This is a genomic window from uncultured Cloacibacillus sp., assembly GCF_963926575.1.
Lineage (GTDB): Bacteria > Synergistota > Synergistia > Synergistales > Synergistaceae > Caccocola > Caccocola faecigallinarum.
This window is the reverse complement of the sequence record NZ_CAWUXW010000003.1, coordinates 475,581-487,545: the sequence shown is the minus strand read 5'-3', so window position 1 is coordinate 487,545 and position 11,965 is coordinate 475,581. Positions and strand designations below refer to the sequence as shown.

Below are 11,965 nucleotides of genomic sequence, written 5' to 3'. Positions count from 1 at the left end.
CATTCCTATATATCTAAGACAGCACATACCGTGTGCTGCGCAGTTTTTATATCGCCTAACAAACTAAAATTCTTTATATTTTTTAAGTTGAATTCCATTTTCTGGGGCAATACATGGTTGACATACACATCATCAGCCGATACCGCCTCAGCCAGCAGCTTCTCCTCGTCCTTGTACATGATGCTTGCCTCAGAAGTTATGCCGGCGGGTAGCAGCAGCGTCGCGTACATTTCATCGGTGTATCTTTCTACATATTTCGGCACTTCCGGTCGGGTGCCTACGAAGCTCATGTCGCCTGAGAGCACATTGAGCAGCTGCGCGGTCTCGTCCAGGCGGTACTTTCTGAGGAATCTGCCTATGCGCGTCACTCTGGCGTCGTTTTGGGTTGTTACCTGGCTGCCCAGCTTGTCCGCGTCTTTGACCATGGTTCTGAATTTATAGATTTTGAATATCTTTCCGTACTGCGTCACTCTTTCCTGACGGAAGAAGATTTCGCCTTTGCTGTCGAGTTTCACAGCTACAGCGATGATTAGCATGATGGGTGAGAGAAGCACGAGCAGAAGCGAGGCCATAGCTATGTCAAAGACGCGCTTCGCGGCGAGCGACTTTTTCTTTTTGCTCAATATATCGTAGTACGGGCGCACAGCTTCGGTTCTCATGAAGTCAGGCAGTTCCTCCCATTTTCTCAGCATCGTCTTACAGGCATTTCCTTACGCAGTCGGCCACGTAAGCAACATCATCGTCACTCAATTTTGTGTGGAGCGGCAAAGTGACTACGTTTTTGTACTGTTCGTATGCGTTCGGGTAGTCTTTTATGTCAAAGCCCAGTTTCCTGTACCCGGTGTGCATCGGCAGCGGTGTGTAGTGGACGTTGGTCGATACGCCAAGTTCCGCCATTTTTTCTATGAATTTGTTTCTTTCTTTCTCGCACTTGCCTAATAATCTTATCGGATAGAGATGGCCTGACGACGAGTATTCTGCGGTGTAGTGGCTGACGGTCTCAACCGGCATGTTCTTGAATGCGTTGTCCCAATACTCAATGATTTCTTTTCTTCTTTTGAGTATCCCGTCATATCTTTTTATCTGCGACAAGCCTATGGCTGCGTGTATATCGGTCATGTTGCATTTGTACCAGAGGCCGACGATGTCATATTCCCATGCCCCGGCTTTTGTTTTTGCCAATGCGTCTTTGTTTTGCCCGTGGAGGCTGAAGAGCATATATTGCTTATAGATTTCTTCATTGTCTATGCCGTTTATGTCCTTCCACGTTATCGCTCCGCCCTCTGCCGTAGTAAGGTTTTTGACGGCATGGAAGGAAAAGTTGGTAAAGTCCGCGATACCGCCTACTGGCATGCCTTTATATAAAGCACCGAATGAATGCGCTGCGTCCGCCATCACTATTACACGACCGATAGCCCACTGTATTTCGTTAGAGGATGGCTTGAAGAGCGCTTTTTTGCTTTCAGCTATTTTGAATATACGGTCGTAATCTGCCGGGATTCCGAAGAGATCGACAGGGATTACGACCTTAGTCTTGTCCGTGATGGCGCGCTCAAGCGCCTCGTAGTCCATAGAGTATTGACCTGGTTCGCAGTCAACCATGACTATTTTCGCACCGACGTGATTTACTACGCTTGCCGTGGCTGTATAGGTATACGCGGGAACTATAACTTCATCGCCCGGTCCTATTCCGAGGAGGCGGAGCGTCATTTCTGAGCATGCTGTGTTGGAGTTCAGACAAACGGCTTTTGACGTATTGCACCAGTCGGCGACATGACGTTCCAGCTCTTTAGTCCTGGGGCCTGTCGTTATCCAGCCTGATTTCAGCGTCTCTATGACTTCGTTGATTTCAGCTTCCGTTATATCCGGAGGGCTAAACGGTATCATTCGTGTCATCTTCTTACCTGCTCCCTACCGCGTTACGCCTATGCTATACAAGGGCATGTTCACAGATTTTACTTGTTAATAAATTTATAATTTATGATAACTCATCTAATAATAATTTTTAAGAGACGTCCGGCTTTTTGTCAGTTCTGCAAATCTTCTTTCATATATTATTTGTTTATGCTTACCATTGCATTAAGCAATAAATAACAGCCAATCTATCTCATTTGGCTTCTATATATTATGCCAAGGACTATATTCAAATGTCAATCTTGTTGTAAGAAAAATAGCATAATTTCATATAGATTTTTCATACATAAGTGACATGAGTAAGAGTCACGTCGAGCATACGCTCTCTGAATTTTTCATTGGATAAGATATACACAGTGTTGTACAGAAAAAGTTATGAATGCGTATTTTGTTATATGGCTGCCCATCCATAACCATCCATACAACAATTTCCCAATGATACCTCTATGTTTGAAGTCTCATTGGGAAATTATAATTTTTCTCGTTCTCTGCTTGCAGCAGCAACTGATTGACAAATCTATAATTGAGCTTCTAAAAACTTGATCAACCCTCTGCAGCCTGCCTCTATATCGCTCCACGCTTTGTCGAAGTCGCGCGTGTACCACGGGTCGGAGACAGACGCGCCGCGGCGTCCTGCGTAGTCGAGCATAAGGTGGATTTTGTCCTCGGCTTCCGCGCCGCAGATGCGCTTCATGTCGCGTATGTTGGCGGCGTCCATACCGATAAGCAGGTCATATTCCACGCCGTCGGCGCGCGTCAGCCGCCGCGCGGTTTTCCGCGCGCAGTCTATCCCATGCTCCGCAAGCTTGCGCCGCGCCTCCGGATAAACCGGATTACCTATCTCCTCCGCGCTCGTAGCAGCCGACGCGATTTCAAGTTTTCCCGCAAGCCCGGCCTTCTCCGCCATATCTTTCATGATAAACTCGGCCATCGGACTGCGGCATATATTCCCGTGACAGACAAATAATATCTTTTTCATCTGAGTTATTTGGCCGGCTGTGTTAGAACAGGAATAGCCTGACGATGATGACTATTGTGACGATTATGTTGACGCGGATGGAGTAGATTTCTTCTTCGCGCGCGCGTTTTGAGTCGAAGGGTTTTTCGTTCGGGGATTTGTCGGGGAAGCCGCCGCGCGGGAAGGGGATTAGCTGCGGCACGCGCTTTTTGAATTCGGCGTATTCCGCGCCGAACTTGTCTGCGAGGAATTCTTCTTCCGCAGGGATGATTATCATCGAGTAGAGCAGCATGAAGGCTATGACGAAGGCTATGACCCAACCCCAGCCGACCATGAGCGACCAGCCGAGCCCCATTATCGCGTTGCCGGCGTAGAGCGGGTTGCGCACCCATTTATATGGGCCCCACGTCACGAGCACGGGCGCGCCGATGACTTCGGTGCGGTATTTCGGGATGTAGCCCGCCGCCCAGAAGCGAAGGAGCTGGCCGCCGAGGACGAGCGCGAGACCTATCGTGAAACGCACTATCTCAAACTCGCCGGGGAATATCAATATACCCGCCGCAAAGACGCCCCAGAAGAGCCCTCTGCACTTAAACGCCGTTGAACTTACCTTTTTGCTTACTTTCATTCGCCGCATCCGCCTTTTTCTATTTTGTTGTTCTCGTCGGAAAGGACTTTATCCGCTCCGCCCCATCCGAGCATTCTTACCACTATGAAGGTGCCTATCGCGATCCCCGTGTATTCGGAGAGCAGCCGCCATGTGACTGCCATGACCCCCGCGACGCTCCACGGAACGAAGAGTCCGAAAACGGCCACCGCGCCTCCCTCGGCCGCGCCGCTCGCGCCGGGCGTCGGGATAAAGTATAGCATGAAGAGAAGCAGCGATTCAGCGAGAAGGCACTGGAGATAGTTGACCTTGAAGCCCGCCGCGAGTATGAGGCAGGGCATCACCGACATGTAGGTGACGAGGTGCGCCGCGGCGAGCAGCGCCGAGAGCGCGAACCAGCCCTTGCCTGTCGAGGTGAAGAGCTTGATGTTGTCGTTGTACGAGGTTATTTCATGGTTTATCCAGCGCGCGGCGCGCAGGAGGTATTTCGACTTGAGGAAGCCTATTTTGTTGACCCAGACGAGCACGGCGTTGACCCAGCGTTTTATCCAGCGCGGGCGCACTATGCTGACGACGAGCAGGAATGCGCAGCCGCCGATGAAGATCACGACGTAACAGGCGTACCAGCGCAGATATGAGTATTTTTGCAGAAGGTCGGGCTCGGCGATCATCGAGAAGGGGACGACCATCGCGAGGAGGAAGAGCACCTGCAGCGTGCGCACGAGCGTTATCGCGACGGACTTCCCCACCGATACGCCGTTCCTGTAGAGCAGGTAGACCTGGAAGGGGCCGCCGCCGCTCTGCATCGGCGTGATGGCGCTGCCGAAGTAGTTTATCCAGACGACGGAGAGCGTGCAGCGCAGCGACAATTTTTCGCCGGCGGCGCGCGCGAGCGTCATGAATTTGAAGGCGTCGAGGAACCACATGAGTACGACGAGCGCCGCCGCGCATGCGAGAAGCGACGGGTTCGCGTCGCCGAGCATCGCGAAGGTCGAAGCGTCTATACTGCAGAACAGCACGCCGACTATAGACAGTACGACGATTATGACAAATATCGAAAAGCTCTTTTTTACGCTCATTCTGTCCTCCCTAAGACAAAACGGAACGGCGAAGCAATGCCGCCGCGCACCTTACTATTTTAACATAGGCTCTGCGGAAGAGAGGGAATAAAAATCCTCCGATATCTGCGGCAGCCCCTCGCGCCACGCGAGCGCGGCGGCTTTCGTGCGGTCGGTGAGCTCGAGCTTTTTCAGAATGTGGCTGACGTGGTTCTTTATCGTTTTTTCGGAAAGAATCATTTTTTTCGATATTTCCTTATTCGTAAGGCCGAGCGCGAGCCAGTAGAGTACCTCGCGTTCGCGCGGCGTTATCTCGCCGAGCGGGTCGCTCAGCCGCTCCGCTCCGCTTCTGCCGCCGGCGGCGGCGAGGACTTTTTTGCTGACGTAGCGCTCGCCGCGCGCGAGCGAGCGCAGCGCGGAGACTAGCTCCTCTATATCCGACGAGCTCGACATGACGCCGATGCCCGCGTTTTCGCCCGCGAGAGACAGAAGGTCGCCGGTGGGCTCCTTCACTATGAGCAGCGCGCGCAGCTCTTTCCTGTCGCGCTTTCCCTCGCGCAGCATGTGTATGGTCTCCGCGTCCGGTATCTGCCGGTGGATGACGACGATTCCCTGGCCGCGCACGAACACCTCGCGCAGTCCCGCGGCGCCGCCGTCCGCCGCGCTTACTTCGAAATCCTCGACGCTGCGGAGCGCCGCGCGCAGCGCGTCGGTGAACAGAGAATCCGCGTCGGCGAGAATTATCTCAATTTTTTTCATTACGGCGCACCTCCGGCAAAATCTATGCTAGCATATCGTAATATGACATCTTCGAAGGGGAGCGATCCAGCTGAAGGATTTTGAGGAACATTACCCCATCTCAAAGAAAATATCCCGCTTCATAGGAGAAGCCATAAGGGATTATAGCATGATAAAAGCGGGAGACGGCGTCATGATAGGCCTTTCGGGCGGGAAAGACAGCCTGCTGCTCTCGCTCGCGCTCGCGTCGCTGCGCAAGCGCAGCCCGGTGAAGTTCGAGCTGCGCGCCTGCATGATAGACCAGTCAGGCGGCTCGATGGAGACCGGGGCCGTGCTCGGCTACATGGCGGAGCTCGGCATCCCGGTCACGACGATTACTCACCCGACATACCAGATAATGAAGGAGCGCGAGGAACGGTCGCCGTGCAGCCTTTGCGCGAACATGAGGCGTGGGATGCTCGCGAACGCGGCGCGCGCCGCGGGGTGCGGCGTGCTCGCGCTCGGCCATCATAAGGACGACGCGGCGGAGACGGTGCTGATGAATCTGTTTTACGGCGGGCGCTTCAAATGCTTCCACCCGCACCTCTACATGAGCCGCACGCAGATTCGCGTAATCCGCCCTATGATTTACGTCGAGGAGCGCAGCATACGCCTCGAAACGGAGCGGCTGGCCCTGCCGGTCACGAGCTCCTGCTGTCCCTTCGGCGGCGCGACGAAGCGCGACGAGGCGAAGGAGACGCTCGCGCGCCTGATGGCGGAGACGCCGGAGCTGAAGAGCAACATCATCCACGCGCTGAAAAATATGCGCGAGTCCGAGGGCTGGCCCGACGGGATGCTGAACGGGTAGCATTTGCGCGATGCGCGCGGGAATTACAAAAAGCGGGAGCCGTTAGTCTAGGACGGCCCCCGCTTTTATTTTACGTTTCCGGATTTATCTGCGGCTCTGCGAGACTATCGTGAAGCTTTCTTCATCCTCGCCGTCATCGTCGTCGTCCCCGCCGTCGCCCTCATCGCCGTCGCCGTCGGGCGATTCGGAGTCTTCACCATCGGCGGTTTTGACCTTTTCCTCTGATTTGGAGGACTGGACGGCGGCTATCAGCGCGGCGAGCTGTTCGTCGCTCATCTCTTCGCCGCCGGCGTTCGGCTTGATTTTGATGAAGGTGCGCTGCACGCCGTCGACGTAGTAGTTCGTGTCTGCGATGACCAGAGCGCCGGATTTGATGCGCTCTGCCTTGATTTCGCTGACGAAGCGGTCTTCGAGCAGGTCTGCGGGCGAGAAGGATTCTTTTGCGTCTTTCTTGCCGCGCTGCGCTCCAGCCTTGCCTGCCTTGTCCTTCCCGCCGTCTTTGCCCGCCGTCGCGTCAGAGGCGAGCTTGCCGCGGTTCTTGCCGGGTTCGGCCTTTTCGTCCTTGCCCTCAGTCGGGTCCTCCGGGCCGCCTATTTCGACTATCAGCTGGTTGTTGGCCTCCTTCGCGCTGAGCTCGCGAATGAGCTCCTTGAACGAGGTTATCGCGCGCGTTCCGGTCACTAGCGGCTCCTGCACCGGCTCTTCTATGCCGCCGCCGCGCGCCGTCACTTCGCAGAAGGCCATGGCGTTCTCCGGCACGGTCAGCTCGAAGGTCTTGACGACGGCGTCCTTGCGCCATGGGCGGAAGGTGACGTCTACGGTCAGCTTGTCTCCGGGGCTGTAGAGCTCCTTCTTGTCGCGGATTTCAATCTTCTCCACGTAGACTATGCGCGGCTCCTGCGTCAGCTCGACATTCACCGTCACGCCGTATGGGGCTATCTCGCGGAATTTGTTGTGCGCGATGACCTTGTTCATAGCCTCGACCTCTTTCTGGAGGGATTTGACTATGTCCTTCTCCGAGAAGAAGATGTCGCGGCGCGCCCACGCGGGCTTCATGTTGCCGCCGTCGACCGAATATGTGAGCATCGCGGTGCCCTGCCCCTTGTGCGACCATTCCGCGTCAATCAGGCCGACTATGCCAGTCGCGCCGAGTTCCGGGCCGATGAACGGGTCAGCGACGGTCTGGAAGCGCTTCGTCGCGCTGCGGCCCGTGTCGGCGTCCTTGAAGTTCACCGTGTAGCTGTAGGCCGCGGCGAGCCGTCCGAGATGTCCGCCTATCGCCTGCGGCCTGTCCTGCGTTATGACGCCCGCTATCGAGTCGATATAGCCTAGCTTGAAGGAGCTTGTGAGGCTCGGGATTATCTTGACGATTCCCGCTTCGGTCATCGCGTAGGAGACCGCGCCGCGGTTGAACATCGGATGCGCGAAGGCGACGAAGCGCCCGTCCTTCGAGAGAGCCGTCAGCGTGCCTATGCCGCCAGCGGAGAAATCGCCCCACGCGAGCGCCGCGCCTATCGCCGCGCCCGGCTCGGGCCTCCAGCCGAGGTTGACGGAGCTTCCGGCCTCCGCCTTCGTGCCGAAGGGGACGACCTCGACGCCGAACTGCTTTTCAAGACGCTTCGACATCCTATCGCTTATGCCGTCGACCATGAGCGGCATCATTTTCTTTTCAAGCTTACCTTCGGCGGGGAGCTTCGGCTCGCCCGCGGCTTCGGGCTTCTTGTCGTTCTTGGCTTTCTGGGCAGTTTTATCCTTTGCCGCGGGCTTCGGCTTTACGTCTGCGCTCAGCGGCTTTTCGAGCGGCACGGGCGGGATTTTGAAGTCCGGTATCTCGTCCTCCCAGTTCATCGCCTGCACCATCTCTTCTATCGGCGTCACCATGCCGAGGTTGCTGTCGGCGAAGGTCCACCCGTAGCCTATCGCGCCGATGAGCTTTCCGTCTATGTAGACGGGCGAGCCGCTCATGCCCGCCGCTATGCCGCCGTGGGCGCGCACATATTCGTCCTTGACCTCTATGACGATAAGGTTTTTCGGGCTCGTCTTGCGCGGCAGCACGCCTATGACGCTGATTTCAAAGGGCGTTATCTTCGTGCCGGAGAACACCGTCTTCGCGTATCCCGTCATTCCGGGCTTTATCTGCGAGAGCGGCATGACAGGCTCGGTCGGGACGAATTTTTGCGGCTTTTCGGCTGCGCAGGCGCCCGCGCAGAGCGCGAAAGCGAGGACGAGCGCCGCCGCTATGGCTGTAAATCTTTTCATCTTATGGAATCTCATCTCCGTTACTGTTTTTTGTCGCTTTTCAGGAAGCGCAGGTAGGCGATTATCAGCTCGTCGATGCTGCCGTCGAGGACGGCCTGGACGTTGCCTATCTCGCAGCCCGAGCGGTGGTCCTTCACGAGCTGGAAGGGCTGGAGCGTGTACGAACGTATCTGGCTGCCCCACGCTATCGACCTTTTTTCGCCCTGGATACTGTCGAGCTGCTCCTGCCGCTCGCGCATCATGCGCTCGAAGAGCTTGGAACGCAGGACCTGCATAGCCGTCGCGCGGTTCATGTGCTGCGAGCGCTCCGTCTGGCAGGATACTATTATCCCCGTCGGGATGTGCGTGATGCGCACCGCCGAGTCGGTCATGTTGACGTACTGGCCTCCCGCGCCGCTCGAGCGGAAGGTGTCCATCTTGAGGTCCTCGGGGCGTATCTCTATCTGCACGCTTTCGGGCAGGACGGGCACGACTTCGACCGAGGCGAAGCTCGTGTGGCGGCGCTTCGCGGAGTCGAAGGGCGATATGCGCACGAGACGGTGGACCCCCTGCTCGCCCTTGAGGTAGCCGTAGGCGTAGTCGCCGGATACGGAGAAGGTCACGCTCTTGATGCCGGCCTCCTGGTCGGGAAGCTCGTCTATGACCTTCACGGCGTAGCCGCGCGTCTCGGTCCAGCGCATGTACATGCGGCAGAGCATCTGCGCCCAGTCCTGCGAGTCGAGGCCGCCGGCCCCCGCGTGTATCGTCATTATCGCGTCCCCCGCGTCGTACTCGCCGTCGAGAAGGACGAAGGTCTGGTAATCTTCTATCGTTTTTGAAAGTTTTTCGGCGCGTGCGTAAAATTCTTCCTCCAGCTCGGCGTCGGCCTCCTCGGCCAGAATTTCCGCTATCGCCGATATCTCGTCAAGCTCGCCGCTCATTTCGGAGACCTTGTCGAGCTTGTTCTGAAGGCGCGAAAGCTCGCGCGTGACCTCCTGCGAGCCCTCTGAGCCCCAGAAGTCCGGCTTTTCCGTTATTTTGCGAAGTTCTTCGATTCTTGTCTCTGACGCGGGCAGGTCAAAGACTCTCACGCAGCTCATCGAACGATGAACGCAGGTTTGTAATGACGGTCGACGTTGGAAGCGAAACCATCGATTACCCCTCCCCAATATACAAATTAACCTTTATTATAACCTCACCGGCGCAAAATCGTATATAATCTAGTGGATTTTTAGACGAGGAGGAAACGCGCGATGGCGAAAACCGCAGGCGAGGAGACAAGCAGGACGAAGCTGTTTGAGCTGCTGATCGAGAACCCGGGCGAGGTCGTTTCAAGCTCGCGCGTGACGGAGCGCCTCTCCGCGTCGCGCCAGGCCGTATTCAAAGCCGCCTGCGCCCTGCGCGACGAGGGGCTGCCGGTCGAATCGCTGCCGCAGAAAGGCTACCGCCTCGGCGACATGGAGGCCGTGCAGGCGCTCGCGCCGACGGCAGTGGAGTATTTTCTTCGCGCGAATCCACTTTTCGGCAAATTCCTATATTTCCAAGAGGCAGACACAACGCAGAGCGTCATAAAAAGCCTCGCGCGGCAGGAGGCTCCGGCCGGGATAGTCGCGTGCGCCGAAACGCAGAGCGCGGGGCGCGGGCGGCGCGGCCGCAGCTGGGCCGGAACGCCGGGGAAGAACCTCACCTTTTCCGTCCTTCTGCGCCCGAAGCTCAAGCCAGGCGAGGTGCAGCTGCTGAACCTCGCGGCGGGGCTCGCGGTAAAGGAGACGCTGCGCTCGATGTACAACATACCGGCCGAGCTCAAATGGCCGAACGACATACTCTGCCGCGGGCGCAAACTCTGCGGCATACTCAGCGAGGCGGCCGGCGAGCCGGACAGGATATACTACGCCGCGACCGGCATCGGCCTGAACGTGAACATGGAGACGGACGACCTGCCGCCGGAGCTGCGCGAAGTCGCGACCTCGGCGTTGATTGAGAGCGGCAAGATACTGCCCCGCTGGCGCGTGCTCGTGACGCTGCTAGGCTCCTTCGCGCGATACGCGGAGCTGCTCGACACGAAGTCCGGCGGCGCGGAGCTGCTTTCGATATACAGGCGCGAGTGCGACACGCTCGGCAAAGAGGTAAAGGTCATACAGGACGACGAAACCTTCACGGGGCGCGCGAAGAGCGTGACCGCCGAGGGGGCGCTCGTCGTCGAGATAAATTCCGAAGAAAAAATATTCGCCGCGGCGGACGTGCAGCATCTGCGCGCGGTATAGGAGTGGTGAAAATGCGGCTGACGGAACGCGCGCGCACAAGCGGCTGAGCGGCGAAGATAGCTCCGGCGGAGCTTGACAAAATTCTGAGAGGGCTGCCGGTCCTCAAGACCGACAGGCTGCTCGCGTCGTGGAACCACGGAGAGGACGCGGCGCTGTGGAAGATAACCGAAGACAGAATAGGCATACTGACGATAGATTTTATAACGCCGGTCGTAGACGACCCGAGGCGCTTCGGCGAAATCGCCGCGGCGAACTCGCTGAGCGACGTCTACGCGATGGGCGGCGAGCCTCTGATCGCGCTCAACGTCGTATGCTTCCCGACCTCGTGCGAGCCCATCTCCGTCCTTCAGGAGATACTGGACGGCGGCGCGCACAAAATAATCGAGGCAAACGCGATGCTCGCGGGCGGACACAGCGTGCAGGACGAAGAGCCGAAGTACGGCCTCGTCGTATTCGGCGAGGTGGACGCCAAGGCTATGTGGACCGTAGGCACGGCGCGGGAGGGCGACTGCCTGCTGCTCACAAAGCCCGTCGGCACCGGCATCGCGGTGACGGCGATAAAGGCGGGGCTTTTCGCGCCCGAAAACGTGAAGGCTGCCGAGGAAAACATGGCGAAGCTGAACGCAGTGCCGCCGCTCTTCCCGAAGGAGCTGCGCGAAAAGGTCCACGCCTGCACCGACCTGACGGGCTTCGGCCTCGGCAGCCACGCGCTCGACCTCGCGTCGCCGCACACGTCGCTCGAAATAGACTGCGCGAAGGTGCCTCTGCTTCCCGGCATCGGCGAGATGGCGAACATGGGGCTCATCCCCGCGGGCTCTTACGAGAACAAAAAATACGTCGGCGGCAGGGTGATAAATCAGTCGCCGCTCGGACGCTTCGCGGAGGATATAGTCTTCGACCCGCAGACCTCCGGCGGGCTGCTCATAGCCGCGCCGCGCGAGGCCTGCGAAGAGATGCTCCCCATTCTGCGCGCAAACGGCTTCGAGCGTTCAGAGATAATCGGAAGGTTCGTCGCGGGCGACGAGAAGCTCTATTTGAAGTAAAAAAATCAGAAAGCACGAAAAAAGCGGGCCTTGTTGAAAGACCCGCTTTTATATCGCCTTCATAACGGCTTGCGTCTGATGCCTTAGAACGCTACCGCGACCGCGAGAATTACCGCCATCGGGACTGCGATCTTCGCGCAGAGAGCGGCGGCCTTGCTGAAATCTTTGCCGTAGAGCATGCCGCGCGTCATGCCGTTAACCTTCATGCCCTCGCCCGCGGTCTCCTGCGGATTTATTATCGTCTTTCTTACTTCATTCATTGCTGCGCACCTCTTTTTCAAAATCAGCGCCACTTATC

Annotated in this window: 12 protein-coding genes; 3 read left to right on the top strand and 9 right to left on the bottom strand. The window is 57.2% G+C overall.

Annotated features, from left to right (window positions below):
- Positions 1 to 5: 5 nt before the first annotated feature.
- From ABGT66_RS07425 to ABGT66_RS07400, 6 genes are all read right to left on the bottom strand, one after another.
- Positions 6 to 689 carry a sugar transferase gene (locus tag ABGT66_RS07425; RefSeq protein WP_346690453.1) on the bottom strand — a complete coding sequence of 228 codons (684 nt, stop codon included), beginning with the start codon at positions 687 to 689 and terminating at the stop codon, positions 6 to 8.
- 7 nt (positions 690 to 696) lie between these two features.
- On the bottom strand, positions 697 to 1,887 hold the full coding sequence (locus ABGT66_RS07420; protein ID WP_346689854.1) for a DegT/DnrJ/EryC1/StrS family aminotransferase: 1,191 nt from the start codon (positions 1,885 to 1,887) through the stop codon (positions 697 to 699).
- Between the two features lie 544 nt (positions 1,888 to 2,431).
- The gene (locus tag ABGT66_RS07415) at positions 2,432 to 2,893 is read right to left on the bottom strand and encodes a low molecular weight protein-tyrosine-phosphatase (RefSeq protein WP_346689853.1); all 462 of its coding nucleotides are present in this window, start codon (positions 2,891 to 2,893) and stop codon (positions 2,432 to 2,434) included.
- Positions 2,894 to 2,915: 22 nt separating this feature from the next.
- Positions 2,916 to 3,500, bottom strand: coding sequence for an isoprenylcysteine carboxylmethyltransferase family protein (locus ABGT66_RS07410; RefSeq protein WP_346689851.1), 585 nt, complete (start codon positions 3,498 to 3,500; stop codon positions 2,916 to 2,918).
- Positions 3,497 to 4,558, bottom strand: coding sequence for a lysylphosphatidylglycerol synthase transmembrane domain-containing protein (locus ABGT66_RS07405; protein WP_346689849.1), 1,062 nt, complete (start codon positions 4,556 to 4,558; stop codon positions 3,497 to 3,499). The genes ABGT66_RS07410 and ABGT66_RS07405 overlap by 4 nt, the downstream gene beginning before the upstream one ends.
- Before the next feature lie 54 nt (positions 4,559 to 4,612).
- Positions 4,613 to 5,296 (bottom strand): response regulator transcription factor, encoded by a 684-nt coding sequence (locus tag ABGT66_RS07400; protein ID WP_294191673.1) that lies wholly within the window; start codon positions 5,294 to 5,296, stop codon positions 4,613 to 4,615.
- Between the two features lie 148 nt (positions 5,297 to 5,444).
- On the opposite strand from ABGT66_RS07400, the gene ABGT66_RS07395 reads away from it, so the two are divergent.
- The gene (locus ABGT66_RS07395) at positions 5,445 to 6,122 is read left to right on the top strand and encodes an ATP-binding protein (protein WP_346689847.1); all 678 of its coding nucleotides are present in this window, start codon (positions 5,445 to 5,447) and stop codon (positions 6,120 to 6,122) included.
- Positions 6,123 to 6,206: 84 nt separating this feature from the next.
- Here ABGT66_RS07395 and ABGT66_RS07390 read toward each other — a convergent pair whose 3' ends face one another.
- Complete coding sequence (locus ABGT66_RS07390) at positions 6,207 to 8,381, bottom strand: SpoIVB peptidase S55 domain-containing protein (RefSeq protein WP_346689846.1); 2,175 nt, start codon at positions 8,379 to 8,381, stop codon at positions 6,207 to 6,209.
- Between the two features lie 20 nt (positions 8,382 to 8,401).
- Positions 8,402 to 9,512 (bottom strand): peptide chain release factor 2 gene (gene prfB, locus ABGT66_RS07385; RefSeq protein WP_294191681.1). Its coding sequence is split into 2 segments (ribosomal slippage): positions 8,402 to 9,439 and positions 9,441 to 9,512, totalling 1,110 coding nucleotides; the frame shifts between segments, so codons are not numbered across the junction.
- Positions 9,513 to 9,613: 101 nt separating this feature from the next.
- On the opposite strand from prfB, the gene ABGT66_RS07380 reads away from it, so the two are divergent.
- Together ABGT66_RS07380 and selD are read left to right on the top strand one after the other, a co-directional pair.
- Entirely contained in the window at positions 9,614 to 10,624 is a 1,011-nt protein-coding gene (locus ABGT66_RS07380) for a biotin--[acetyl-CoA-carboxylase] ligase (protein ID WP_346689844.1), read from the top strand.
- 11 nt (positions 10,625 to 10,635) lie between these two features.
- Positions 10,636 to 11,667 carry a selenide, water dikinase SelD gene (gene selD / locus ABGT66_RS07375; RefSeq protein WP_346689842.1) on the top strand — a complete coding sequence of 344 codons (1,032 nt, stop codon included), beginning with the start codon at positions 10,636 to 10,638 and terminating at the stop codon, positions 11,665 to 11,667.
- An 83-nt stretch (positions 11,668 to 11,750) separates the two neighbouring features.
- On the opposite strand, the gene ABGT66_RS07370 is transcribed toward selD, so the two are convergent.
- Positions 11,751 to 11,927: a hypothetical protein gene (locus ABGT66_RS07370; RefSeq protein ID WP_294191687.1), complete on the bottom strand. Its 177-nt coding sequence runs from the start codon at positions 11,925 to 11,927 to the stop codon at positions 11,751 to 11,753.
- Between the last annotated feature and the right edge of the window lie 38 nt (positions 11,928 to 11,965).

Excerpts from the sequence above, each read along its gene's own strand:
- ABGT66_RS07370 (WP_294191687.1), bottom strand. The coding sequence starts at position 11,927 with ATGAATGAAGTAAGAAAGACGATAATAAATCCGCAGGAGACCGCGGGC.
- ABGT66_RS07380 (WP_346689844.1), top strand. The coding sequence starts at position 9,614 with ATGGCGAAAACCGCAGGCGAGGAGACAAGCAGGACGAAGCTGTTTGAG.
- ABGT66_RS07400 (WP_294191673.1), bottom strand. The coding sequence starts at position 5,296 with ATGAAAAAAATTGAGATAATTCTCGCCGACGCGGATTCTCTGTTCACC.
- ABGT66_RS07395 (WP_346689847.1), top strand. The coding sequence starts at position 5,445 with ATGATAAAAGCGGGAGACGGCGTCATGATAGGCCTTTCGGGCGGGAAA.
- ABGT66_RS07405 (WP_346689849.1), bottom strand. The coding sequence starts at position 4,558 with ATGAGCGTAAAAAAGAGCTTTTCGATATTTGTCATAATCGTCGTACTG.
- ABGT66_RS07420 (WP_346689854.1), bottom strand. The coding sequence starts at position 1,887 with ATGATACCGTTTAGCCCTCCGGATATAACGGAAGCTGAAATCAACGAA.
- ABGT66_RS07390 (WP_346689846.1), bottom strand. The coding sequence starts at position 8,381 with ATGAAAAGATTTACAGCCATAGCGGCGGCGCTCGTCCTCGCTTTCGCG.
- ABGT66_RS07415 (WP_346689853.1), bottom strand. The coding sequence starts at position 2,893 with ATGAAAAAGATATTATTTGTCTGTCACGGGAATATATGCCGCAGTCCG.
- ABGT66_RS07410 (WP_346689851.1), bottom strand. The coding sequence starts at position 3,500 with ATGAAAGTAAGCAAAAAGGTAAGTTCAACGGCGTTTAAGTGCAGAGGG.